The following is a 22897-nucleotide window of genomic DNA, read 5'->3' on the forward strand; positions in this document are numbered from 1 at the left end:
GCGGGGCCGGCCCGTCCGGCGGACGACGTGTATGACCGCAAGAGCACCGGGAAGGTTTCGGCCGGTCAAGGTCAAGGGTTGGCAAAGATCGGACGATCCTTTTTCGGTCCGCGCGCACCCGCCGCCCCGGCGGCGGCCGGTGCGGAACCGTCACTCCCCTGCTGCGCCACGCCTCCGGGCCGGGGCGGCGGGCCGGCCGCGGGACCGCCCGCCGGGAGGGCCGCCGTCAGCGGGAGTTGACCCGAATCACCCGGTGGGCGGTCACCCGCGCACCAGTGCGTCAACGCACCGTCGGGCCGTCACTTCCCCTTGACCGGCTCGCCCAGCGTCACCAGCACCCGGTCCGACGGCGCGCCCGCCAGCGGCTTCCAGCCCTGCCCCGGCCTGTCCACCCGCCACACCCGGCCGTCGTACGCGACCTGGCCGATGCCCAGCGCGGCGGCCTGCGCCACCGACCAGTGCGCCAGCGCCCAACCGGTCTGCCCCGCCCCGCCGGCGCCCGCCGTGCTCGCGGTCGGCTGCGGGGTGAGCGCCAGCACCTCGCGCGGGTCCTTGGCCGCCTTCTCGGCGCCCGCCACCGTCACCGCCTTGCCGAACTCCCGGCGCACCCGGTCCGACAGGTTCGCCGCGGTCGGGGCCGGCTCGGCCGGATCGGTCGGGACCGGCGCGGGCAGCGCGTGCACCACGCAGTCCAGCGCGGCCGGTTCGCGGCCGGTCAGCACCGAGGCCAGCAGCGCCGCGTTGTTCTCGTGCTTGGCGTACGCCTGCGGGTAGCCGCTGCGCTGCACCTGCTGGGCGGCGTCGGTCAGCGGCATCTGCGCGTACCCGTTCACCTTCACCAGCGCGTCCAGGAACTTGTCGGTCGAGTACACCGGGTCCATGATCTGCTCGACGCTGCCCCAGCCCTGCGAGGGGCGCTGCTGGAACAGGCCCACCGAGTCCCGGTCGCCGCCCGCCAGGTTGTGCAGCTTCGACTCCTGGATGGCGGTCGCCAGCGAGATGGTCACCGCCCGCTCCGGCAGGCCCCGGGCCATCGCCACCGCCGTGATGGTGGCCGCGTTCGCCGCCTGCGGCAGCTCCAGCGTCCCCGAGCCGGCTGCGGTGGTGACCTTGCAGCCCTCGGCCGGGGGCGCGAGCTTGTCCCGGTTCAGCCACACCACCAGGCCGCCGACCACCGCCAGCGCCAGCACCCCGACCAGCACCCGCCGCCACCGCCGCCGCCGGCGCGGCGCCCCGTACCCGTCGCCGTACTCGGCGTCGTACCCGTCGTCCGCGGCGTCGTACCCGGCGTCCTCGGCCACGGTGGCCCCTTTCCCTGGTGGTGCGGTCGCCGCGGTCCCGGCCCGGCGCGCGTGGTTCGCGGACACCGTAACCGCTCGGACGGCCGTACGGGTCCGCGCGGTTGCGCGGGCGCCCGCGCGGCGGTCCGGCGGCTCGATAGGGTGGCCGCCATGAGCAGCCCGAACGAGCCCCTCGACCTGACCCTCGACGGCGGAGCGCTGACCGCGCGCCTGGTCGACTTCCCGTCCGTCAGCGGCGAGGAGACCGCCCTGGCGGACGCCGTCGAGGCTGCGCTCCGGGCCTTCCCGCACCTCACCGTCGACCGGCACGGCAACAACGTGGTCGCCCGGACCCACTTCGGCCGGGACGAGCGGGTGGTGCTCGCCGGCCACCTGGACACCGTGCCGATCGCCGACAACGTGCCCTCGCACGTCGAGGGCGACCTGCTCTACGGCTGCGGCACCTCCGACATGAAGTCCGGCGTCGCCGTGCAGCTGCGGCTCGCCGCCACGCTCACCGAGGCCAACCGGGACGTCACCTACGTCTTCTACGACTGCGAGGAGGTGGAGGCCACCCGCAACGGCCTCGGCCACCTGTTCGCGACCCACCCCGACTGGCTGGCCGGGGACTTCGCCGTCCTGATGGAGCCCAGCGGCGCCGTCGTCGAGGGCGGCTGCCAGGGCAGCCTGCGCGCCGACGTCACGCTCACCGGCGTCCGGGCCCACGCCGCCCGCGGCTGGCTCGGCGACAACGCCGTCCACAAGGCCGCGGAGGTGCTGCGCCGGCTCGCCGAGTACCAGCCGCGCCGGGTCGAGATCGACGGCCTGGAGTACCGCGAGGGCCTCAACGCCACCCGGATCGACGGTGGCGTCGCCGGGAACGTCATCCCCGACGAGTGCACCGTCCACGTCGCCTTCCGGTTCGCCCCCGACCGCACCCTGGAGCAGGCTGAGGAGCACCTGCGCGAGGTCTTCGAGGGCTACCGGCTGGACATCGCGGACGCCTCGCCCGCCGCGCTGCCCGGCCTCGGGCTGCCCGCCGCCCGGGCCTTCCTGGCCGCGGTCGGCGGCGAGCCCCGGGCCAAGTTCGGCTGGACCGACGTGGCCCGGTTCTCCGCGCACGGCGTCCCCGCCGTCAACTACGGCCCCGGCGACCCGAACCTGGCCCACAAGCGGGAGGAGCACTGCTCGCTGAGCGCGATCGCCGAGGTCGAGCAGCGGCTGCGGGACTGGCTGAGCCGGTAGCCGGTAGCCGGTGGGGGCGGACGGCGCGCGGCGGGGCGCGGCGGGGGCCGAACGGGGGCCGCCCGGGCGGAGGTTCGTCCGACCCCCGCCTGCGCGACCACCGTTATTTACCTCGGATCGTGCCTCGTCAGGCGTAGTGTTCCGACATGACAGCCAACGGAGATGAACCCGTCCGCCGGCAGAGGAAGCCGTGGCCCGAGAAGCGCAAGGGCCCCGTCCTGCTGCGGCGCGACCAGGTCGAGACGAGCACGACGGACCAGCGGCTGCTGGACACCACCGGGCCGTCCGACTGGTTGCACACCGACCCGTGGCGGGTGCTGCGGATCACCTCGGAGTTCGTCGAGGGCTTCGGCGCCCTCGCCGAACTCCCCACCGCGATCAGCGTGTTCGGCTCCGCCCGGACGCCGGTCGGCTCGCCCGAGTACGAGGCGGGGGTGGAGATCGGCCGGGCGCTGGCCGAGGCCGGCTACGCGGTGATCACCGGCGGCGGCCCCGGCGCGATGGAGGCCGCCAACAAGGGCGCCACCGAGGCCGGCGGGCTGAGCGTCGGCCTGGGCATCGAGCTGCCGTTCGAGCAGGGGCTGAACGAGTACGTCGACCTGGGCCTGAACTTCCGCTACTTCTTCGTCCGCAAGACGATGTTCGTGAAGTACGCCCAGGGCTTCGTGGTCCTCCCCGGCGGACTCGGCACCCTGGACGAGCTGTTCGAGGCGCTCACCCTGGTGCAGACGAAGAAGGTCACCCGGTTCCCGGTGGTCCTGTTCGGCAGCGCCTACTGGGGCGGCCTGGTGGAGTGGCTCAAGTCCACCCTGGTCGCCCAGGGCAAGGCCAACCCCGCCGACCTCGAACTGTTCTACGTCACCGACGACGTGTCCGAGGTGCTGAAGGCCCTGGACGCCGCGCGGGGGCCGAAGGGCACCCCCGCGTAGCGCGCGGGACGACGGGCCGTCAGGCCAGCCCCCGGCGGGCCACCGCCGGGGGGCGGGTGCCGCGGATCGAGGCCACCATGTCCAGCACCTGCCGGGTCTCGGCGACCTGGTGCACCCGGTAGACCCGCGCGCCCAGCCAGGCCGAGACCGCCGTGGTGGCCAGCGTGCCGAGCAGGCGCTCGTCCACCGGCCTGTCCAGGGTCTCGCCGACGAAGTCCTTGTTCGAGAGCGAGACCAGCACCGGGAAGCCGGTCGCGGTCATCTCCGGCAGGCGGCGGGTCGCCTCCAGCGAGTGCCGGGTGTTCTTCCCGAAGTCGTGGCCCGGGTCGATGATCAACCCGTCGCGGCGCACGCCCAGTTCGAGCGCCCGCTCGGCCAGGCCGACGGTCACCGCCAGGATGTCCGCCATCACGTCCTCGTACCCCACCCGGTGCGGGCGGGTGCGCGGCTCGGCACCGCCCGCGTGCGTGCACACCAGGCCCGCGCCGTACCGGGCCGCGACCTCGGCGAGCTTCGGGTCGAAGCCGCCCCAGGCGTCGTTCAGCAGGTCCGCGCCGGCCTCGCAGACCGCCTCGCCGACCTCGTGCCGCCAGGTGTCCACGCTGATCACCGCGTCCGGGTGGCGCTTGCGCAGCTCCGCCACGAACGGCACCGTGCGGCGCAACTCCTCCTCCACGGTGACCTCCTCGCCCGGACCGGCCTTCACCCCGCCGATGTCCAGGATCGCGGCGCCCTCGGCCACCGCCCGGTCCGCGGCCGCGAAGGCCGCCTCGTCGGCGAAGGTCGCCCCCCGGTCGAAGAACGAGTCCGGGGTGCGGTTCACGATCGCCATGACGACCAGCTCGTCCGGGCCGAACTCCCGTGTGCCGAGGCGTAGTGCCACCGGTGTCTCCTCCTCAGCGCTCCCGGGTGCAATGATGGGCCCCGGCCTGTACCGGGACCATGATCCCACCGTAGCCCTCGCGGGCGGGCCGAAGCCGACCGGGAACTGCCGGGAACTGACGGAGGACAGCTCGTGTTCGTGGTGATCGTGATCGCGATGGCCCTGGTGGTCGGCGGCGCCGCAGTGGTGGCGCTGGGCGGCGGCGGAACGCTGCCGGAGGCCGAGCACGACCGGCTCACGGTGCGCCTCCCGCAGGACCGTGCGCTCAGCCGCACCGACGTCGACGAGCTCCGCCTCCCGATGGCGCTGCGCGGCTACCGGATGGACGAGGTCGACGACGTGCTCGACCGCCTCGGCGCGGAACTCGCCCTCCGGGACGCCCGGATCGCCGAACTGGAGGCCGTCGGCGTGGTCCGCGGCTCGGTGGCGGCGGCCGAGGGCGCGGCGGGTGCGGCGGGTGCGGCCGGGGAGCCGCTGCCGGGGCTGGAGGCGTTCACCACCGTCCTGGAGAAGGAGCCGCAGGGCCCGGCGGTCGGCGAGCCGACCGAGGCCGCCCAGACCGGCGAGACCGGCGAGCCCGACGAGCGGGGCGCCGGGGTGGTCGCGGACAAGGGCGCCGCCACCGCCGCCGCCGAGCGCAAGGGCGACCGGGCGTGACGGGTGCGGTCCTCGGAGCCGACGGGCTGCGGCGCTGCGGCTGGGGCGACTCGGCCGAGGACTACCGGGCCTACCACGACACCGAATGGGGCCGTCCGGTCCACGGCGACCTGGCCCTGTTCGAACGGATCTCGCTGGAGGCGTTCCAGTCCGGGCTGTCCTGGATCACCATCCTGCGCCGCCGGGAGGGCTTCCGGACGGCCTTCCGCGGCTTCGACCCCGCGGCGGTCGCCGAGTTCGGCGACGCGGACGTCGAACGGCTGCTGGCCGACACCGGGATCATCCGCAACCGGGCCAAGATCCTCGCCACCATCGCCAACGCGCAGGCCGTCCGGACGCTGGCCGACGGCGAACTCGACGCCCTGATCTGGAGCCACGCCCCGGACGGCGACCGCCCCGCCCCGCCGACCCTGGCCGACGTACCGGCCGTGACGCCGGAGTCCACGGCACTGGCGAAGGCCCTCAAACGGGCCGGCTTCCGCTTCGTGGGCCCGACCACCGCGTACGCGCTGATGCAGGCGTGCGGCCTGGTCAACGACCACCTCGCGGACTGCCACGCCCGCTAGCACCTCCACCCCGGAACCGCCCGGGCGGCCCCGGCCCGCCGCGAGCGGTTCTCGCCGAGGGCGTCGTTCCCCTTCGTGCGGTTCCCCGCGCCCGTGGTGGGTTGGAGGGTGTGGGTTTCCGGCTCCGCCGGGTGGGGGGGTGGAGCGCTTGAGCCGCCCGGGCGGCCCCGGCCCGTCGCGAGCGGATCTCACCAAGGGCGTCGTTCCCCTTCGCGCGGTTCCCCGCACCCCCTGGCCGGCGGGGCGCGGGGGACGCGCGGGGGCTGCTCTCCTGGTGCCGCGGGGCCCCGCGGGGGCGGTCAGCGGCCGACGAAGGCGGGCTTCTCCTTGGCGAGGAAGGCGTCGACGGCGATGCGGTGGTCCTCGCTCTCGCCCGCGAGGGTCTGGAGTTCGTCCTCCTTGTCGAGCAGCTCGTCCAGGGAGTGGGAGGCGCCGTAGGCCAGGGACGCCTTGATCGCGCCGTAGGCGACCGTCGGGCCGTTGGCCAGGGTGAGGGCGAACTCGTGTGCGGCGGCGGCGAGTTCGGCGGCGGGCAGGACGCGGGTGGCGAGGCCGAGGGTGAGCGCCTCCTCGGCGCGGACGGTGCGCGGCAGCATCAGCAGCTCGGTGGCCCGGGCGTGGCCGACCAGCCGGGGGAGGGTCCAGGAGGCGCCGGAGTCGGCGGTGAGGGCGACACCGGCGAAGGAGGTGTTGAAGCCCGCGGTGTCGGCGAGCAGCCGGAAGTCGCAGGCGAAGGCGAGCGAGGCCCCGGCGCCGGCGGCGATGCCGTTGACCGCGGCGACGGTGGGCTTGCGCATCCAGGCCAGGGCCCGGACCAGCGGGTTGTAGTGCTCGGCGACGGTGCGCAGCGCGCCCTCGCCGGTCTCGCGCTGGCGCTGGAGCAGTCCGACGTGCTCCTTGAGGTCCTGGCCGACGCAGAACGCCTTGTCGCCGGCGCCGGTGAGCAGCACGGCCCGGACCCCGGGGTCGGCCGCGGCGGTGGTGACGGCGTCCCGGAGGGCGACCTTGGTGGGGACGTCGAGGGCGTTCATGGCGGCGGCGCGGTCGATGGTGAGGACGGCGAGGGCGCCGTCGCGCTCGTAGCGCACGGTGTCGGACATGGTGAGGGCTCCCGGGTCGCGGTGGCTGTCGTGGGCCAGCATGCCGGAGCGCGGGCGGGCGGGGGAGTGTGAGGTGGCGCACCCCCGGCGGGCGTGTCGGACTGCGCGGGGATGCGGCTTTCGGCAGGTGATCGGGGCCTTTCGGCTGGTTGGCGAAGTTTGACGCAGAGAGTGATGTTGGTCATCCAGCCGTCGCATGCGGGATAATGGCTTCCGATCAATGCGTTCGATACCGGCGGTGGACGGACTGTCCGGTGCGTACCTGAACGGTTGCAGGAAGGGGAACGAGCATGGCGGCCATGAAGCCGCGGACGGGTGACGGCCCGCTGGAGGTCACCAAAGAGGGGCGGGGCATCATCATGCGAGTTCCGCTCGAAGGAGGCGGGCGCCTGGTGGTGGAGCTGACGCCCGACGAGGCGGACGCTCTGGGCGAGGCCCTCAAGAAGGCCTGCGGCTGATCTGCAGGTGGTGACCCCGCATCTCCCCGGGCGATCGGCGAGGTGCTCGACGGGCCCGGCCCCCCGCTGCGGGGGGCCGGGCCCGTTCCGCATCGCCCCGGGCCCCGCCGCCCCGGACCGGCGCGGTACGCCCCTCTCGGGCCCCGCCCCGGGCGGTGCGGTACGCCCCTCTCGCGCCCCGCCCCGGGCGGTGCGGTACGGCCGTCCCGGTCCGGTCAGCGCTTGACGGCGCAGAGCAGCCCGTCGGAGACCGGGAGCAGGGCGGGCAGCAGGATCTCGCTCTCCCGGATGTCGGCGACCAGGTCGCGCACGGCCCGGGTCTGCGGGTCGTCGAGTTCGGGCTCGGCCAGCCGGCCCTCCTGGAAGACGCCCTCGAAGCAGACCACGCCGCGCGGCCGCAGCAGCCGCACCGCCTCGGTCAGGTGCAGCCGGGAGTCGGCCGGGTCGCCGTCGCAGAAGACCAGGTCGTACTGGCCGTCGGCGAGCCGGGGCAGCACGTCCCGGGCCCGGCCGGGGATGCAGCGGACCCGGTTGCCGGCGAACCCGGCGGCCCGGTACGCCTCGCGGGCGTACTGCTGGCGCACCGGTTCGGAGTCGACGGTGGTGAGCACCCCGTCCGCGCGCATGCCGCGCAGCAGGTAGACGCCGGAGACGCCGGTGCCGGTGCCGACCTCGACCACCGCCTTGGCGTCGAGGGCGGCGGCGAGCAGCCGGAGCGCGGCGCCGCCGCTGGGGCCGATCGCGCGTATGCCGGTGCGGGCCGACTGGGCCCGGGCGTAGGTCAGCACCGCGTCCTCGCCGACGTAGGTGTCGGCGAGGGCCGCTCGCTGGGGCCCGAACTCGGTGATGGCTGCCTCTTCCGGAGCGCCGGTGCCGACCCAAGTCGACAAATTCCAGCGACAGACTACTGGCCGCCCGGGAACCGCGTTCGACGGCTGGCCGTTGGACTGCTACGGGCGGCCCGACCGCCCGGGGCGGTCGCTGTTCGACGGCTCTTATCCGGGCTTGACGGGTGAGGTGGATATGGTGGTGGCTCTGCTGGGCAGAAGAGCCGACCGAGGAGGTGTGGCCGAGGGCGACGTCCCTGTGCAGCGGCACTACCGCGGCCTCACGTCGATCCGCACGCCGAAGCCCGTGATGAACCAGTCTGTGCACTCCCCCCTGGACAAGTCGACCGCAGCCGACGACACGGTGGCCGGGGCCGCCGGCACGCTCGCGTCCTTCGCGGAGGGGCCCGACGCGCAGAGCTGGACGCCGCCCAGCTGGGAGGAGATCGTCGAGGCGCACAGCGCCCGGGTCTACCGCCTGGCGTACCGGCTGACGGGCAACCAGCACGACGCCGAGGACCTCACCCAGGAAGTCTTCGTCCGGGTCTTCCGCTCGCTCTCCACCTACACCCCCGGCACCTTCGAGGGCTGGCTGCACCGGATCACCACCAACCTGTTCCTGGACATGGTGCGCCGCCGCCAGCGGATCCGCTTCGACGCCCTCGGCGAGGACGCGGCGGAGCGCCTGGCCAGCCGCGAGCCCAGCCCCGCCCAGCACTTCAGCGACACCCACTTCGACGCGGACGTCCAGCAGGCGCTGGACACCCTCGCCCCGGAGTTCCGCGCCGCCGTGGTGCTCTGCGACATCGAGGGCCTCTCCTACGAGGAGATCGCCGCCACCCTCGGGGTGAAGCTCGGCACCGTCCGCAGCCGGATCCACCGCGGCCGCTCGCACCTGCGGGCGGCCCTCAAGCACCGGGCGCCGAACGCCGCCGCGGGCCGTTCGCGCCGGGGCGGCTCCGCCGAGCCCGTGCCGGTCGGCGCCGAGCAGGCCGTCAGCGACCGGAGGGGGTCATGAGCGATCGCGCCCCCGAGCGCGCGGACGCCACCGGCCGCCCGCGCTGGGCGCCGCTGCGCCGCGCCGAGCAGCCGGCCCCGCCCGGCCCCGAGCCGCGCCCGCCGGCGGTCCGCCCGGTCGAACCGGCCGCCGAGGAGCACCACCTGGGCGAGCGGCTGTCCGGCTACCTGGACGGCGAGCTGGGCCACGACGCCCGCGAGCGGGTCCAGGCCCACCTGGCGACCTGCCCGGACTGCCTGGCCGAGGCCGAGCAGGCCCGGTCGGTCAAGCGCGCGCTGAGCGAAGCCGGCACGCCCGGCCCGTCGGCCGCCCTGATGGCCCGGCTGATGGCCGTCGCCGCGCTGCCCGAGGACCAGGCCGGTCCGGACGGGCCGACCGGCGGCTCCGGCGGCTCCGGCGGCGTGTTCGGCGGCAGCCGGCTCACCGGCGGCTCCTTCGGCCGCGGCGCGGGCTTCGGCGGCGGCGCGCTCGGCGCGGACGCCCCGATACCCGGCATCGACCCGCGGGCCGGCCTGTTCGGCACCCGCCCGTCCGCCCTGCCGGGCCGCGAGCCGGACGCCGACCTGCGTCCGCTGGCCGCCGGACTCGGCGAACTCCCGGTCTCCCGCCCGGCCGCCCGCGGCCGCCGGCTGGTGTTCGCCGCCGCCGGGGCGTTTTCGGTCGCCGCCGTCACCCTCGGCGGGGTCGGCAGCGTCACCGCCGGCCAGAGCCCCGGCCGCCAGCCCACCAGCGTCACCCCGGTCGGCGGGGCGGTCGTCCCGGTCAACGCCCAGCAGCCGGTGGACGTGCAGGAGTACCCGCTGCGCGCCCGCTACCAGCTCAGCACGCCCGCGCCCACCGGTGACCCGAGGCAACTCCTGCGCTAGCCTGCCTTCACCGGCACGCCGTCGACGCCGGTCACCCGGGTGGTCTTTACCACGGTTTCATCCGCCGGGGGCCGGGGGAACGGCCGCCCGCGTTTACCCTTGTGATTCAGCGATGTCGGGTGCTGGGAGTTCAGGTGTTCGGAGACATAGGCGGACTGGAGGTCGTGACGGTCATCGTCATGGCCATCGTGATCTTCGGCCCGGACAAGCTCCCCAAGCTGATCCAGGACACGATGGGCTTCATCCGCAAGGTCCGCTCCTTCGCGGACAGCGCGAAGGAGGACATCCGGAGCGAACTCGGGCCGGAGTTCCAGAACTTCGACTTCGAGGACCTCAACCCGAAGACCTTCGTCCGCAAGCAGTTGCTCGGCGACGGCGACGACCCGCTGGGCCTCAAGGACCTCAAGGACAGCGTCGACCTCAAGTCCGCGCTGAACGGCGACCCCGTCCCGACGCCCACCGCCTCGGTCGACTTCGCCAAGAGCGCCACCGCCGGCGCCGGCCCGGCCCTGGCGGTCGGGGAGCGCCCCCCGTTCGACCCCGACGCGACCTGACGCCGCCCGCGCCCGGCCGCCCCCTCCGGCCCTTCCGACGCCCCGTCCCGCCCCGGTAGGACGGGGCATCGCCGTCCGCGCCGCTATCGTGTCCACTGCCCCTCCCGGACGGCGGACCTGTGGGTTCCGTCACGCCTGGCCGTGTCCGGCCCGGTCCTTCCGCCCGGAAGGGCCCGGGTGCGCGACCATAGAGCGCCCGGAGAGCACAGCTGAGGAGGCCCGCAGTGGACGTCACGCACCGTACGGGGAGCATCGCCGCCGCCCGCCGCGCCATCGACCCGCTGGCCGGCTACCGCGCCGCCGACTTCCCCTGGTACGGCCTGGACGAGGGCTGGACCGGCCGCCGCTGGCTCGGCCAGGTCGGCACCGGCCAGCGCGGCGCCGAGCCGGGCACCCCCGACTACGGCACCCTCGGCCACGGCGACGAGCCCGCCCGCGGCCCCGAACCGCGCGACACCCGCCGCTTCGCGGTGGTCGTCACCGTCGCCCGCCGCGAGGTCCGCCGCAGCGCCGACAACACCGGCACCCTGGAGGCCACCTCCGCCTCCTCCGCCGCCTGGCTGGCCGGCTCCGGCCTGCTCACCGCCACCTGGCCCGGCAACCTCGACCGCACCCTGCGGCAGAACTGGCTCGACCAGCAGTCCGCCCTCGCCTGGGACCTGGCCGACGACCTCGACGGCCCCGCCTGGTCCTCGCTCACCCTCCCGGTCAACGGCCTCCCGCAGCCCTTCCGCTACCGCGAGTCCGAACACGGCTGGGTCCTGGCCGGCGAGGCCCCCGGCGTGCTGATCGGCGCCTACGGCCGCTCGGTGTCCGCGTACGGCGTCGGCTTCACCGCCGTCGCCGACCTGGGGACGTACGACGGCAAGTAGGCCCCCGGCCGGCCCCGTACTCCGGACCCGGGGCCGGCACCGGGTCCGGCACCGCCGCCCGGTGGCTCCCGGGAGCGGCAGTGTGACGACGAGCACCGCGATCCAGCCGCGGCGGCTGCCGGACCGGGTGGCGAGCACCCCGGCCGCCCGGCACCGGCAGCGCCGCCGCCGGGCAGCCCGTCCCCGCCGCTCGTCCACACCCTGTGGACGGCCCCCGCCCGCCCGACCGGTTCCGGAGCCCCACCGTGCAGATATCCTTCGCCACCGCCCCCGGCCACCCCGGCCGACCGAACGAGGACCTCGTCCTGGCCGGCCCCGACACCGTCCTGGTCCTCGACGGCGCGGGCCTCCCCGACGGCACCGCGACCGGCTGCGCGCACGGCGTGCCCTGGTTCGTCCGCACCCTCGGCACCGAACTGCTCCACCGCGCCCTGGACGGCACCCGGCCCCTGGCGGACTGCCTGGCCGACGCGCTCGCCGCCACCGCCCGGCGCCACGGCCCCGCCTGCGACCTCGCCCACCCCATGACACCCACCGCCGCCGTCGCCCTGCTGCGCCGCACCGAGGACCGCGCGCAGTGGCTCGTCCTCGCCGACTCCACCGTCCTGGTTGACCTCCCCGACGGCCTGCGCGCCGTCTCCGACCACCGCGTCGGCGAGGTGACCGACCGTCAACTCCGCGACCTCGCCCACCGCCTGGACGGCCTCCCCGCCGCCGACCGCCGCACCCTCCTCGCCGACGCCCAGCGCCAGGCCATGAACACCCCCGACGGCTACTGGGTGGCCGGCCCCGACCCCGCCGCCGCCCACCACGCCCTCACCGGCACCGCCCCCTGGCCCGACCTCCGCTCCGCCGCCCTCCTCACCGACGGCGCCGCCCGCCCCGTCGACGACTTCGCCACCACCGACTGGCCCGCCCTCCTCACCCTCCTCCAGGACACCGGCCCCCAGTCCCTGATCGACCACACCCGCACCCTCGAACACACCGACCCCCACCACACCCGCTGGCCCCGCACCAAGACCCACGACGACGCCACCGCCGCCCTCCTCCGCCCTTAGCCCCCACCATCCGCACCGACGCACCGCCCGACAACGACGACCGCCGACCACTCCCCGGCGGTCGGGGCAGTGGTCGGCGGTGGCGCGACGGGCCGGAGAACCCGACCGTCAGAACTTGTTCTTCGGGGTCAGCCCCAGCGAGAGGCCCGAGAGGCCGCGCTGGCGGCCGGAGAGTTTGCCGGCGATGGTGCGGAGGGCGGAGCCGGCGGGGGAGTCGGGGTTGGTGAGGACGACCGGGCGGCCGTCGTCGCCGCCCTCGCGGAGGCGGACGTCGATGGGGATGGAGCCGAGGACGGGGACGGTGGCGCCGACGGTGCGGGTGAGGGCGTCGGCGACGGTCTGGCCGCCGCCGGTGCCGAAGACGTCGATCATCTCGTCGCAGTGCGGGCAGGGCATGCCGGACATGTTCTCGATGACGCCGACGATCTTCTGGTGGGTCTGGAGGGCGATGGTGCCGGCCCGTTCGGCGACCTCGGCGGCGGCCATCTGGGGGGTGGTGACGATCAGGATCTCGGCGTTCGGGACGAGCTGGGCGACCGAGATGGCGATGTCGCCGGTGCCGGGGGGCAGGTCGAGCAGGAGGACGTCGAGGTCGCCCCAGTAGACGTCGGCGAGGAACTGCTGGAGGGCGCGGTGCAGCATCGGGCCGCGCCACACCACGGGGGCGTTGCCCGGGGTGAACATGCCGATCGAGATGACCTTCACGCCGTTCGCCGACGGTGGCATGATCATGTCCTGGACCTGGGTCGGCCGGCCCTCGACGCCCAGCATCCGGGGCACGCTGTGGCCGTAGATGTCGGCGTCCACCACGGCGACCTTCAGCCCGTCCGCGGCCAGCGCCGCCGCCAGGTTGACCGTCACCGAGGACTTGCCGACGCCGCCCTTGCCGGAGGCCACCGCGTAGACCCGGGTCAGGGTGCCGGGCTTGGCGAACGGGATCTCCCGCTCCGGGGCGCCGCCGCGCAGCAGCTGGGAGAGCTCGCGGCGCTGCTCCTCGCTCATCACGTCGAGCTCGACGGCGACCGAGGAGACCCCCGGCACCGCGGAGACCGCGTCGGTGACCCGCTGGGTGATCGTCTCGCGCATCGGACAGCCGGAGACGGTGAGGTACACCGCGACCTTCACCGCGCCGCCGTCGCCGACCTCGACGGACTTCACCATGCCGATCTCGGTGATCGGGCGGTTGATCTCCGGGTCGTGGACGCTCGCCAGGGCTTCCCGGACGGACTGCTCCGTCACCCCGGTCGCCACCTCTGTCTCGTTGGCCATGTGTTGATGGTACGGCGCGGCGCCCGGCCCCCGACTCGTCGGTAGCGTGCCGCCGGTCACAGCGTGTCGGCGGACTCCCGGCGCTCGTCGACCTCCTTGAGCAGCGCCTGCAGTTCGGAGCGGATGCCGCCCAGTTCGGAGCTGATGAAGGCGCGCGTGGCGACCTCGCCCAGGCCCTGGCGCAGCGCCGCGACCTCGCGGGTCAGGTACTCGGTGTCGGCGATGTTCCGGTCGCTGCGGGCCCGGTCCTGCTCCATGTTGACCCGGTCGCGGTCGTCCTGCCGGTTCTGCGCGAGCAGGATCAGCGGGGCCGCGTACGAGGCCTGGAGGGAGAGCATCAGGGTGAGGAAGATGAACGGGTAGTCGTCGAAGCGGACGGACACCGGGAGCAGGGTGTTCCACACCACCCAGGCGATGATCACCACCGTCATCCAGACGATGAACCGCCCGGTGCCCAGGAAGCGCGCGATCCGCTCGGAGAGCTTGCCGAACGCCTCCGGGTCCCAGGCCGGCAGCCGGATCAGCCCGGGCCGGCCGGTGCGCGGCTGGTCGAGCCGGGAGCGCGGCCCGCCGCCCGCCGAGGGCCGCTCCTCGCGGCGGCCGCGCTGCTCGCGGGCCCGCAGCTCGCGCAGCTGGCGCAGTTCGCGCAGCTCGCCCTGGATCCGCTGGCCCGAGGTGCTGTCGCCCTGGCGCTTGCGGTCAGCGTCCACCGTGCACCCCGCTCGTCTCCGTGTCGGTGCCAGCGTCGGTGCCGGTGCCGGTGCCGCGCGCCGCGTCGATGCCGTGCGCCGTGCCCTCGCGCCAGTCCTCCGGCAGCAGGTGGTCCAGCACGTCGTCCACCGTGACGGCGCCCAGCAGCCGGTCCTCCTCGTCGACCACCGGCGCCGCCACCAGGTTGTACGTGGCCAGGTAGGAGGTGATCAGCGGCAGCGGGGTGTTCGGCGGCAGCGGGTCCAGGTCGTCGTCCACCATCGAGCCGACCAGCGTGTACGGGGGTTCGCGCAGCAGCCGCTGGAAGTGCACGGTGCCCAGGTACGTCCCGGTCGGCGTCTCGTTCGGCGGGCGGCACACGTACACCTGGGCGGCCAGCGCCGGCTTGGTGTCCGAGATCCGCACCCGGGCCAGTGCCTCGGCCACCGAGGCGTCCGGTTCCAGCACAATCGGCTCGGTGGTCATCAGCCCGCCCGCGGTGTCCTCCTCGTACGAGAGCAGCCGGCGCATCTCCTCCGCCTCGGCGGGCTCCATCAGCCGCAGCAGGCGCTCGGCGTCCGCCTCGGGCAGTTCGGAGAGCAGGTCGGCGGCGTCGTCCGGGTCCATGGTCTCCAGGATGTCGGCGGCGCGCTCCTCCTTGAGCTTGCCGATGATCTCCACCTGGTCGTCCTCCGGCAGCTCCTCCAGGACGTCGGCCAGCCGGTCGTCGTCGAGGGCGGCGGCCACCTCGGCCCGGCGCTTGGCCGACAGGTGGTGCATGACGTTCGCCAGGTCGGCCGGGCGGAGCTGCTCGAAGGTGGCCAGCAGGTTGGCCGCGCCCTGGCCCTCCTCGGTCAGCGAGAAGCCGGTCACGGCCGACCAGTCGAGCAGCAGCTGCTCGCCCTTCGCCTTCCGCAGCCGTCCGGCCGGCCGGCCCGCCTGGACGAACACCTTGTCGATCTCCCACTCGCGCAGCCGGGTCTGCACCATCGCCACGTCCAGGACGGTCACCTCGTCGGTGGTCTTGGTCCTGGTCACGGTGCGGTCGAGCAGCTCGGCCAGCACCAGCGTCTCGGACGGCCGCTGCTCGAACCGGCGCATGTTCAGCAGTCCGGTGGAGAGCACCTGCCCCGACTCCAAACTGGTCACCCTGGTCATCGGCAGGAAGATCCGCCGCCGCCCGATCACCTCCACCACCAGCCCCAGCACCCGGGGCGGCCGCCCGCCCAGCCGCAGCGAGACCACCACGTCCCGGACCCGTCCCACCTGGTCCCCGTTCGGGTCGAACACCGCGACACCGGAGAGGTGGGAGATGAACACCCGGCTGCCAGGCCCCGCCATACGAGACTCCCTCCGGGGAAGCGGACACAACCCCCCAAATCTAGCCGGGCGGGGGAGGGGAGGCCGTCAGACGCGAGCGGGAGGGAGCGAAACCGGACGGGCGGCGGGCGGCCGCAGGAAGAGGCGGGCGGCGGGAGGAGCGGGCGGCGGGAGGAGGCGGGCGGCGGGGCCGGGCGGCGTCAGCGCCCGCGCCGCTTGAGGAGCAGCCTGGGCAGCCCCGCCGGGGCCGGCCGCCGGGTGGTCGCGGCGGTGGGCAGCGGCGCGGCGGCGAGGTCGTCGTCGGGGAGCGGGGCGAGCGGCGCGTCGACGGGGGTGAGGCGCAGGACGTGGCACTCGCGGGCCCAGCGCTCGCCGATGGTGTCGGTGTCGGGGGCGTTCAGCCGCTTGCCCTTGAGCTCCTCGACGGCGCCGTCCCAGGCGGGGGTGCCGGGGTCGAGGCGGGTGACGGCGGCGGTCAGGGCGACCAGGCGGCCCCACTTGTCCTTGCTGCGCAGCGTGACCGCGGCGGAGGTGACGGCGGCGAGTCCGTGCAGGGGCTGTTCGGAACCGTCGCCGACCACGACGACCGCGCCGTCGTGCCAGGCGTGCCAGAGCGGGCGGGCGTGCGACTGTCCGGCGGGCTGTACCCAGAGCAGTCCGGACTTCTTGGCGGCTTCCTCCACCAGGGCCCGGTCGAGGAAGTCCGTCGGGCTCGCGGTCGTCGTACGCTCCATGCCGCACAGCGTACGGCCTGGGCCCGCGGCGGCCGGTCCCATCCCCCGGACGACAGTGCCGTCACCGCCGGACAGCCCTTACCGTAGAGGCCGTCCGCCCCGTCGCCCGAAGGAGCGCCGTGACCGCCGTCAGCACCACCGCCCCCGCCGCATCCCCGGCGCCGGGAGGGCGGGGGCACCTGCCGCGCACCGACCTGCTGCTGCTGGCGGTGTCGATCGCGGGCATCTCGCTCTCCGCGCCGCTGATCAGCGCGACGGCCGCGCCCGCGCTGGCCATCGCGTTCTGGCGCAACGGCATGTCGGTGGCGGTGCTGGGCCCGTACGCGCTGTGGCGGCACCGGGCCGAGCTGCGCGGCATCCCGCGGCGGGCGCTGCTGCTGGCCACGGCGGCGGGCGTGCTGCTGGCACTGCACTTCGCGCTCTGGATGCCCAGTCTGCGGATGACCTCGGTCGCGTCGTCCACGGCCCTGGTGACCACCACCCCGCTGTGGGCGATCCTGCTGATGCGGCTGTCCGGGGTGCGGGCGCCGCGGCTGGTCTGGCTGGGCGCGGGCGTGGCGTTCGCGGGCGTGCTGGTGCTGACCGGCGTCGACCTGACGGTCTCGGCCCGGGCCCTGCTGGGCGACGGCCTGGCGCTGGCGGCGGGCGCGGCGGCGGCCGGATACCTGCTGCTGGGCGCGGAGGTGCGGCGGACCGTCTCGACCACCGCGTACACCCTGGTCTGCTACGCGACCTGCGCGCTCGCGCTGCTGGCGGCCTGCCTGCTGACCGGCACCCGGCTGGGCGGCTGGCCGGCCGGCGCGTGGTGGCAGATCTTCCTGCTGATGGTGACGGCGCAGCTGCTCGGCCACTCGCTGAGCAACCGGGTGGTGCGCACCCTGGGCCCGTCGATCACCTCGACGGCGATCCTGCTGGAGACCCCGGGCGCGGCGCTGATCGCCGCGGTCTGGCTGGGTCAGTGGCCGCCGGTCGCCGCCTACCCGGCGGTGGGGCTGATCCTGCTGGGCCTGGTGCTGGTGGCCCGGGCGGAGCGCCGCTGACGCCCCGCCCGGCCGCCCGCCGCCGTCACAGCCAGCCGTTGCGGCGGAAGCCCCGGTACATGCCGACGCAGATCACCACGATCGCGCCGAGCACGGTCGGGTAGCCGTAGGTCGACTTGAGCTCCGGCATGTGCTCGAAGTTCATCCCGTACACACCGGTGATCATGGTGGGGACGGCGAAGATCGCGGCCCAGGCGGTGATCTTGCGCATGTCCTCGTTCTGGGCGACCGAGACCTGCGCCAGGTTGGCCTGGAGCAGCGAGTTGAGCAGCTCGTCGAAGCCGTGCACCTGCTCGCTGACCCGGGCCAGGTGGTCGGCGACGTCCCGGAAGTACTTCTGCATGTCCGGGTCGACCAGCCGCCCGGTGGGCTCGGCGAGCTGGAGCATCGGCCGCAGCAGCGGGGTGACGGCGCGCTTGAACTCCAGCACCTCGCGCTTGAGCTGGTACACCCGGCCGACGTCGGCGCCGCGCCCGCCCTTGTTGGCGAACACGTCGAACTCGATCTCGTCGACGTCGTTCTGCAGCCGGTCGGCGACCAGCAGGTAGTTGTCCACCACGTGGTCGGCGATGGCGTGCAGCACCGCCGCCGGGCCCTTGGCGAGCAGGCCGGTGCCCTCGTCGTCGGCCTCCAGGCGGTGCCGCAGGCTGCGCAGCGAGGAGTGCGCGCCGTGCCGGACGGTGATCACGAAGTCCTGGCCGGCGAAGACCATCAGCTCGCCGGTCTCGACCACCTCGCTGGTCGGGGTGAGCTGCTCGTGCTCGACGTAGCGGACGGTCTTGAACACCGCGAACAGCATGCCGTCGTACCGCTCGACCTTGGGGCGCTGGTGCGCGTGCACCGCGTCCTCCACGGCCAGCGGGTGCAGGCCGAAGCGCTGCGCGATGCCCTCGAACTCGGCCTCGGTCGGCTCGTGCAGGCCGATCCAGCTGAACGAGCCGGGGCCCATCTGCTGCGCGGCTTTCACCTGCCGGGCGGCCTCGCGCGGGCTGCACGTCTCGGTGGCCCGCTTGCCCTGGTGGTAGACGGCGCAGTCCACCACGGCGGAGGGGGTGTCGCCGGGCTTCGACTCGAACGAGTCGCCGACCCGGCGGCGGGCTGGACGGACGACGGCGGCGCGCAGGTTGTGCATCATCGACATGGCACGGGCTCCCTAGGGCCGGACCGGCGCGCCCCGGGACGTACCGGGGGAACGCGACGGCGGAAAACACCGGTGGACACGCCGGGGCTGAAGAAGTGTCAGAAAGCCGTTCGCTGGGCGGGTTTCGTCGGATCAGGCCCGGGGAAGGTGCTCTCTCGGCCGCGCGCGACGCTGCGGGTACCTGGTCAGCCGCGTGGGCGGCGGGCCGGGGCGGGCCGGAGAGAGCTGCCGGTACTGCATGGTCGACTGCTGTCCACCGTGACCACCTCCTCCACGCCGGGGCCCGCGCGGGGGCCTTCGCGGCCCCGGTTCACGTCCACGAGGCCGACCGCTCACATTAACAGCTCTTCCCGGAGCCGCGCCCGGCATTCGCCGTCCCCCGGGTAAAGGTCGCGCCAAGGTTCCGGACGGCGCACCCGCGCTAAGGTCGCCGCATGGCGCACGACTTCCCGCACTTCGGCGACTTCTCGCAACCGGACGGCCACGCCGGCCCGACCCGGCAGACCGTCCTCACCCTGGTCGAGGCCCGGCTGACCGGCACCTTCGGCGAACCCACCGGCCGGGCCGCCGTCACCTTCGTCGGCGCGGACCGGATCGAGGTGCTGCGGTTCGGCCCCGACCCGGACGGCCTGGTCCGGTACGCGACGCTCGGCATGGCCGCCGCCCCGATGGCCGACCCGACCGCCCCCGTCGCCGACCCGGTGCGCGGCCCGCGCGCCGAACTGGTGCTCACCGTGCGCGGCGGCCGCGACGAGGCGCACCGGGCGCTCGCGGTCCTCGCCGCCAGCCCGCAGGTCGAGGGCCTGGTGGTGGCCCCCGGCGGCTCGCTCGACCTGGGCTCCCCGCTGTGGACCGGCGCCCCGTTCACCTCGGTGCTGGCCGCCGAACCCGGCGGCCTGGTCGAGGACCTCGAACTCCCCGCCCCGGCCGACCCGGTGCGCTTCCTCCCGCTGCTGCCGATGACCCCCAACGAGGCCGCCTTCAAACGCGTCCAGGGCGCCGAAGCACTCCAGGACCGCTGGCTCAAGCACGGCACCGACCTGCGCGACCCGAACCGCCGTGGCGTCCCGCTGGACTGACGGCCCCCGGCGGACGACGGGCGGCAGGTGGCGGGTGGCAGGTGGCGGGTGGCGGGGGTCAGCCGGTGATCGGGGCCGCCCCCGTCGCCTGGGCGAGCAGTTCCCCGTACGCGGCCGGGTCGGTGGTGTGCTCGCCCAGGCGGACGGTCTTGCGGGTGCCGTGGTAGTCGCTGGAGCCGGTGGTGAAGAGGCCCAACTCGGCGGCCAGGGCGCGCAGTCGGGCCCGGGTCGGCTCGTCGTGGTCGACGTGGTCGACCTCCAGGCCGCCCAGGCCGGCCGCCGCCAGCTCGGCGATCACCGCGTCCGACACCGTCCGCCCGCGCTTGACCGCCCCCGGGTGCGCGAACACCGGCACCCCGCCCGCCGCCCGCACCAGCCGGACCGCCGCCACCGGGTCGGTCTCGTGCTTACGGACGTCCGCCCGCCCGCCGTTGGCCAGCCACTCGGGTGTGAACGCGTCCGAGACGCCCGCCACCACGCCCGCCTCCACCAGCGCCGAGGCGATGTGCGGACGGCCCACCGAGCCCTCGCCCGCGATCCGCTCCACCTGCTCCCAGCTGATCGGCGCGCCCAGCTCCCGGCAGCGCTCCACGATCGCCCGCCCGCGCCGGAACCGGTCGGTGCGCACCAGCTCCCGCTCGGCCGCGAAGGCCGGCTCCGCCGGGTCGAACAGGTACGCCAGCAGGTGCATGCTGATCCCGTCCACCTGGCAGGACAGCTCCGCGCCCGGCACCAGCACCAGCCCCGTCCCGGCCACCGCGGCCGCCGCCGCCCCGTACCCGGCCACCGTGTCGTGGTCGGTCAGCGCCACCACGTCCAGCCCGGCGGCCACCGCGTTGGCCACCAGCTCGGCGGGGGAGTCGGTGCCGTCCGAGGCATTGCTGTGGGCGTGCAGATCGATACGCATGCCGCCCAGGATAGGGAGCGGGCCTAGCCCAGCAGGCGCGGGGTGAGCGCCCCGCAGGGCAGCAGGCCCAGTTCGGCGCCCGCGTCGCGCAGGTCGGTCAGCACCAGCTCGTCGTGCATCAGCAGCGCCGACTGCTCGGGCCAGGCGACCGCCCACAGCCACAGGCCGCGCGCCTCGCCGACGTACACCGCGCGGTCGTCCGGCGCGCCCGGGACGTGGAACATCGGGGTCGGGCGGCCCGCCGCCATCAGCTTGGCGTCGGCCGGCTTGTACAGCCCCACCGAATCGCCCGGGTCCGGCCCGTCCAGCCCGGCGTACCGGGCGCCCAGGCCGATGCCCGGCTCCTCGGCCACCAGCACCAGCTCGCCGAACCCGCCGAGCGGCGCCGGGCCGGAGCAGGCGACGGCGGTGGCCCGGGCGCCCGAGAGGTCGTCCCCCGCGTGCGCGATCCCGGTGAACAGCCAGCCCACGGGCAGCGGCCAGGGCAGCCAGACGGGCACCTGCGAGCGGTTCACCGCGACGTTCAGCGCCTCGATGCTCGGGGGCAGCACCGGCTGCATCGGGTGCACGGCACCGTGCAGATCGCACTGCCAGGTGTCGGAGAAGAGACCGGGGGCGCGGACCCGACCGGCGCACCTCGGGCAGCTTGGCTCGCCCCTCATAACCGACAACGGTCCTCCCTCCGGACAGCTGCGTCAAGGACGATCACCCGTAAGGAGTGCGTCACGAGCCGCCCCCGGCGACGGCCCGGGTCCGGCTCAGGTGATGTCCCGGGCGGAGCGCCGTCAAACCCCCGCAGGTCGCGGACCCCGGACGGACTGACGCCCCGTCATCCCAGGGGTCTCCTGCGGTGACGGGGCGTCAGCCGGGTATCGGAACGTCGGACGACTCGGAGGTCGGTCCGCGTCCGCTCACACGGCCTTGCACGGCCGGATGTACAGGCGTTCGCCGGTCTGCGCGGCGGCCTTCAGGTACTCGGAGACGGTCTCCGCGTCGGCGATCAGCCGATCGCTCTCCGTCCCCGCGTGATCCAGGCGGAGGATCTCGAAACGCATGGGCCTCTCCCTTCCCGTCCTCGGGCTCCGAGGCGGACTCGGCCGACGGTCGGCCACCGGACGGTGGCTCGTCGGCGTTGGCTGGGTCGGACGTCCGGCAGGTGCGGTCACCCGTCGCTCCCCCACTCTCAAGCAGGACTCGATCAGCGGCACTTTCCCTTGCGGCACTGGAGGGAGGCGGTGGTGCCCCGATGACTCATCGTGCCGCGACGCTGCTTCCCGGCGGTTGCCCGCCGGTAAATCCGTGGTTTCGGCAGCCGGAGGAGGGTGCGACGGCCGGAGGGTGTTGATCCCGGACAAAATCAAATATTACCCGAGCTAACGATTCTTGTCGCGCGAAAACCGGGGCCGACTTCCGAGCGGCTGTCAGGAGGCCCGCCCGTGACCCGGGACCGGCCGGAAGAACCGGCCGCTCAGCGCCCCGCCGCCACGGCCCCGCTCAGGCGGACCAGAACGCGGCCAGCGCCGCCGCCGTCTCGGCCGGCCGCTCCGCGTTCGGGGAGTGCCCCGCCCCGGCCACCGTCCGCCGCACCGCGCCCAGCCGCCGCGCCATCCGCGACTGCTCCTCGACCGGCCAGGCGTAGTCCCGCTCGCCGGACAGCACCAGCTTCGGCAGCGCCACCGCCGCCAGCTCGTCCACCCGGTCCGGCGCCGCGACCAGGTGCGCCGCCGCCGCCCGCAGCGCCTGCGGGCGGTTCGCCAGCCAGCGGCGGTGCAGGAAGTCCGCGATCTCCGGGTCCAGCGGCGGCACCCGCTCGCCCTCCATCTCCCGCATCACCTGCCAGATCGACTCCAGGTCCATCGAGTCCAGCGCCGTCAGCAGCAGCCCGGTCCGGGCCGCCTCCGCCGCGTCGATCGCCCCCGGCCCGGTCGACACCAGCGCCAACGACGCCCAGGGCAGCTCCTCCGGCGCCGCCAGCACCGCCTCGCGGACCACCTGGCCCCCGAACGAGTGCCCCAGCAGGTGCACCGGCCCCTCCACCCCCAGCCCGGCCGTCACCGCCCGCACGTCCGCCCCCAGGGCCCGGACCGCGTACGCCGCCGGGTCGTCCGGGCCGCCGGACTCGTACTGGCCCCGCTGGTCCACCGCGACCGTCCGGAACCCCGCCTCCGCGAGCGGCTCCAGCAGCGCGATGAAGTCCTCCTTGCTGCCGGTGAACCCCGGCACCAGCACCGCCGTCCCCCGCACCGACCCCGCCGGCTCGCCCCAGAGCGCGGCCAACCCCGCCACCCGGACCGCCCGCACGCACGACGGCAACTTCAAGAACGGCGGCGTACTCATCCGCTGCGGCCCCTCATCTCCGGCTCATCCGACACAGGGCTCAGCCTACGGCGGCGGGACGGGGACG

Annotated in this window: 25 protein-coding genes; 12 read left to right on the forward strand and 13 right to left on the reverse strand. The window is 74.8% G+C overall.

Features of this window, described 5'->3' with window-relative positions; all coding sequences use genetic code 11:
• Positions 1–299 precede the first annotated feature (299 nt).
• The gene (locus tag K353_RS15150) at positions 300–1301 is read right to left on the reverse strand and encodes a hypothetical protein (RefSeq protein WP_199528103.1); all 1002 of its coding nucleotides are present in this window, start codon (positions 1299–1301) and stop codon (positions 300–302) included.
• Between the two features lie 150 nt (positions 1302–1451).
• On the opposite strand from K353_RS15150, the gene dapE reads away from it, so the two are divergent.
• Together dapE and K353_RS15160 are read left to right on the forward strand one after the other, a co-directional pair.
• Positions 1452–2525 carry a succinyl-diaminopimelate desuccinylase gene (dapE, locus tag K353_RS15155; RefSeq protein ID WP_111554132.1) on the forward strand — a complete coding sequence of 358 codons (1074 nt, stop codon included), beginning with the start codon at positions 1452–1454 and terminating at the stop codon, positions 2523–2525.
• A 146-nt stretch (positions 2526–2671) separates the two neighbouring features.
• On the forward strand, positions 2672–3454 hold the full coding sequence (locus K353_RS15160; RefSeq protein ID WP_111554133.1) for a TIGR00730 family Rossman fold protein: 783 nt from the start codon (positions 2672–2674) through the stop codon (positions 3452–3454).
• 19 nt (positions 3455–3473) lie between these two features.
• Here K353_RS15160 and folP read toward each other — a convergent pair whose 3' ends face one another.
• Positions 3474–4286 carry a dihydropteroate synthase gene (gene folP / locus K353_RS15165; protein WP_199528114.1) on the reverse strand — a complete coding sequence of 271 codons (813 nt, stop codon included), beginning with the start codon at positions 4284–4286 and terminating at the stop codon, positions 3474–3476.
• Positions 4287–4469: 183 nt separating this feature from the next.
• Between folP and K353_RS15170 the strand changes: the two genes are divergently transcribed.
• Both K353_RS15170 and K353_RS15175 read left to right on the forward strand, forming a co-directional pair.
• Positions 4470–4994 carry a DivIVA domain-containing protein gene (locus tag K353_RS15170; RefSeq protein WP_111554135.1) on the forward strand — a complete coding sequence of 175 codons (525 nt, stop codon included), beginning with the start codon at positions 4470–4472 and terminating at the stop codon, positions 4992–4994.
• Positions 4991–5560, forward strand: a complete 570-nt coding sequence (locus K353_RS15175) for a DNA-3-methyladenine glycosylase I (RefSeq protein WP_111554136.1) — start codon at positions 4991–4993, stop codon at positions 5558–5560. Before K353_RS15170 ends, K353_RS15175 begins: the two co-directional genes overlap by 4 nt.
• Before the next feature lie 299 nt (positions 5561–5859).
• Here K353_RS15175 and K353_RS15180 read toward each other — a convergent pair whose 3' ends face one another.
• The gene (locus tag K353_RS15180; RefSeq protein WP_111554137.1) at positions 5860–6660 is read right to left on the reverse strand and encodes an enoyl-CoA hydratase/isomerase family protein; all 801 of its coding nucleotides are present in this window, start codon (positions 6658–6660) and stop codon (positions 5860–5862) included.
• 290 nt (positions 6661–6950) lie between these two features.
• Here K353_RS15180 and K353_RS15185 point away from each other — a divergent pair, with 290 nt between their 5' ends.
• Positions 6951–7118, forward strand: a complete 168-nt coding sequence (locus K353_RS15185; protein WP_014137929.1) for a DUF3117 domain-containing protein — start codon at positions 6951–6953, stop codon at positions 7116–7118.
• Between the two features lie 215 nt (positions 7119–7333).
• On the opposite strand, the gene K353_RS15190 is transcribed toward K353_RS15185, so the two are convergent.
• Entirely contained in the window at positions 7334–8008 is a 675-nt protein-coding gene (locus K353_RS15190; protein WP_370447604.1) for an O-methyltransferase, read from the reverse strand.
• Between the two features lie 247 nt (positions 8009–8255).
• Between K353_RS15190 and sigE the strand changes: the two genes are divergently transcribed.
• The 5 genes from sigE (at position 8256) to K353_RS15215 (ending at position 12313) form a co-directional block, all read left to right on the forward strand.
• Positions 8256–8963 carry an RNA polymerase sigma factor SigE gene (gene sigE, locus K353_RS15195; RefSeq protein ID WP_111554281.1) on the forward strand — a complete coding sequence of 236 codons (708 nt, stop codon included), beginning with the start codon at positions 8256–8258 and terminating at the stop codon, positions 8961–8963.
• Positions 8960–9829 (forward strand): anti-sigma factor, encoded by an 870-nt coding sequence (locus tag K353_RS15200; RefSeq protein WP_111554138.1) that lies wholly within the window; start codon positions 8960–8962, stop codon positions 9827–9829. The genes sigE and K353_RS15200 overlap by 4 nt, the downstream gene beginning before the upstream one ends.
• A 134-nt stretch (positions 9830–9963) precedes the next feature.
• A complete protein-coding gene (locus tag K353_RS15205; protein WP_111554139.1) occupies positions 9964–10383 on the forward strand; it encodes a sec-independent translocase in 420 nt (139 codons plus the stop codon).
• Positions 10384–10607: 224 nt separating this feature from the next.
• Positions 10608–11255, forward strand: a complete 648-nt coding sequence (locus K353_RS15210; protein WP_111554140.1) for a hypothetical protein — start codon at positions 10608–10610, stop codon at positions 11253–11255.
• A gap of 245 nt (positions 11256–11500) precedes the next feature.
• Entirely contained in the window at positions 11501–12313 is an 813-nt protein-coding gene (locus tag K353_RS15215) for a protein phosphatase 2C domain-containing protein (protein ID WP_158585413.1), read from the forward strand.
• Between the two features lie 108 nt (positions 12314–12421).
• Here the strand turns inward: K353_RS15215 and K353_RS15220 are convergent, their stop codons facing one another.
• From K353_RS15220 to K353_RS15235, 4 genes are all read right to left on the reverse strand, one after another.
• Positions 12422–13582: an Mrp/NBP35 family ATP-binding protein gene (locus tag K353_RS15220; RefSeq protein WP_111554142.1), complete on the reverse strand. Its 1161-nt coding sequence runs from the start codon at positions 13580–13582 to the stop codon at positions 12422–12424.
• A 56-nt stretch (positions 13583–13638) separates the two neighbouring features.
• A complete protein-coding gene (locus tag K353_RS15225) occupies positions 13639–14205 on the reverse strand; it encodes a DUF1003 domain-containing protein (RefSeq protein ID WP_199528116.1) in 567 nt (188 codons plus the stop codon).
• A 76-nt stretch (positions 14206–14281) separates the two neighbouring features.
• Entirely contained in the window at positions 14282–15613 is a 1332-nt protein-coding gene (locus tag K353_RS15230; RefSeq protein ID WP_233533598.1) for a magnesium transporter MgtE N-terminal domain-containing protein, read from the reverse strand.
• A 179-nt stretch (positions 15614–15792) separates the two neighbouring features.
• A complete protein-coding gene (locus K353_RS15235; RefSeq protein ID WP_111554143.1) occupies positions 15793–16326 on the reverse strand; it encodes a hypothetical protein in 534 nt (177 codons plus the stop codon).
• Between the two features lie 119 nt (positions 16327–16445).
• Between K353_RS15235 and K353_RS15240 the strand changes: the two genes are divergently transcribed.
• Complete coding sequence (locus K353_RS15240) at positions 16446–17366, forward strand: DMT family transporter (protein WP_111554144.1); 921 nt, start codon at positions 16446–16448, stop codon at positions 17364–17366.
• A 25-nt stretch (positions 17367–17391) separates the two neighbouring features.
• On the opposite strand, the gene K353_RS15245 is transcribed toward K353_RS15240, so the two are convergent.
• A complete protein-coding gene (locus K353_RS15245; protein WP_111554145.1) occupies positions 17392–18507 on the reverse strand; it encodes a magnesium and cobalt transport protein CorA in 1116 nt (371 codons plus the stop codon).
• A gap of 434 nt (positions 18508–18941) precedes the next feature.
• Between K353_RS15245 and K353_RS15250 the strand changes: the two genes are divergently transcribed.
• The gene (locus tag K353_RS15250; RefSeq protein ID WP_233533599.1) at positions 18942–19586 is read left to right on the forward strand and encodes a suppressor of fused domain protein; all 645 of its coding nucleotides are present in this window, start codon (positions 18942–18944) and stop codon (positions 19584–19586) included.
• 58 nt (positions 19587–19644) lie between these two features.
• On the opposite strand, the gene K353_RS15255 is transcribed toward K353_RS15250, so the two are convergent.
• The 4 genes from K353_RS15255 to K353_RS15265 all read right to left on the reverse strand — a co-directional run bounded on the left by K353_RS15255 (position 19645) and on the right by K353_RS15265 (position 22830).
• A complete protein-coding gene (locus K353_RS15255) occupies positions 19645–20493 on the reverse strand; it encodes a PHP domain-containing protein (protein ID WP_111554146.1) in 849 nt (282 codons plus the stop codon).
• A gap of 23 nt (positions 20494–20516) precedes the next feature.
• Positions 20517–21155, reverse strand: coding sequence for a DUF6758 family protein (locus tag K353_RS15260; protein ID WP_111554147.1), 639 nt, complete (start codon positions 21153–21155; stop codon positions 20517–20519).
• A 249-nt stretch (positions 21156–21404) separates the two neighbouring features.
• Positions 21405–21548 (reverse strand): hypothetical protein, encoded by a 144-nt coding sequence (locus K353_RS34870; RefSeq protein ID WP_199528104.1) that lies wholly within the window; start codon positions 21546–21548, stop codon positions 21405–21407.
• 439 nt (positions 21549–21987) lie between these two features.
• Positions 21988–22830 carry an alpha/beta fold hydrolase gene (locus tag K353_RS15265; RefSeq protein WP_111554148.1) on the reverse strand — a complete coding sequence of 281 codons (843 nt, stop codon included), beginning with the start codon at positions 22828–22830 and terminating at the stop codon, positions 21988–21990.
• Between the last annotated feature and the right edge of the window lie 67 nt (positions 22831–22897).

It is taken from the genome of Kitasatospora sp. SolWspMP-SS2h (genome assembly GCF_003259315.1).
Lineage (GTDB): Bacteria > Actinomycetota > Actinomycetes > Streptomycetales > Streptomycetaceae > Kitasatospora > Kitasatospora fiedleri.

Bases quoted from the DNA above. Each gene is read 5' to 3' on its own strand.
- dapE (WP_111554132.1), top strand. From the start codon at position 1,452: ATGAGCAGCCCGAACGAGCCCCTCGACCTGACCCTCGACGGCGGAGCG.
- K353_RS15160 (WP_111554133.1), top strand. From the start codon at position 2,672: ATGACAGCCAACGGAGATGAACCCGTCCGCCGGCAGAGGAAGCCGTGG.
- folP (WP_199528114.1), bottom strand. From the start codon at position 4,286: ATGGCGATCGTGAACCGCACCCCGGACTCGTTCTTCGACCGGGGGGCG.
- K353_RS15180 (WP_111554137.1), bottom strand. From the start codon at position 6,660: ATGTCCGACACCGTGCGCTACGAGCGCGACGGCGCCCTCGCCGTCCTC.
- K353_RS15185 (WP_014137929.1), top strand. From the start codon at position 6,951: ATGGCGGCCATGAAGCCGCGGACGGGTGACGGCCCGCTGGAGGTCACC.
- sigE (WP_111554281.1), top strand. From the start codon at position 8,256: ATGAACCAGTCTGTGCACTCCCCCCTGGACAAGTCGACCGCAGCCGAC.
- K353_RS15200 (WP_111554138.1), top strand. From the start codon at position 8,960: ATGAGCGATCGCGCCCCCGAGCGCGCGGACGCCACCGGCCGCCCGCGC.
- K353_RS15220 (WP_111554142.1), bottom strand. From the start codon at position 13,582: ATGGCCAACGAGACAGAGGTGGCGACCGGGGTGACGGAGCAGTCCGTC.
- K353_RS15230 (WP_233533598.1), bottom strand. From the start codon at position 15,613: ATGGCGGGGCCTGGCAGCCGGGTGTTCATCTCCCACCTCTCCGGTGTC.
- K353_RS15235 (WP_111554143.1), bottom strand. From the start codon at position 16,326: ATGGAGCGTACGACGACCGCGAGCCCGACGGACTTCCTCGACCGGGCC.
- K353_RS15245 (WP_111554145.1), bottom strand. From the start codon at position 18,507: ATGTCGATGATGCACAACCTGCGCGCCGCCGTCGTCCGTCCAGCCCGC.
- K353_RS15250 (WP_233533599.1), top strand. From the start codon at position 18,942: ATGGCGCACGACTTCCCGCACTTCGGCGACTTCTCGCAACCGGACGGC.
- K353_RS15255 (WP_111554146.1), bottom strand. From the start codon at position 20,493: ATGCGTATCGATCTGCACGCCCACAGCAATGCCTCGGACGGCACCGAC.
- K353_RS15260 (WP_111554147.1), bottom strand. From the start codon at position 21,155: ATGAGGGGCGAGCCAAGCTGCCCGAGGTGCGCCGGTCGGGTCCGCGCC.
- K353_RS34870 (WP_199528104.1), bottom strand. From the start codon at position 21,548: ATGCGTTTCGAGATCCTCCGCCTGGATCACGCGGGGACGGAGAGCGAT.
- K353_RS15265 (WP_111554148.1), bottom strand. From the start codon at position 22,830: ATGAGTACGCCGCCGTTCTTGAAGTTGCCGTCGTGCGTGCGGGCGGTC.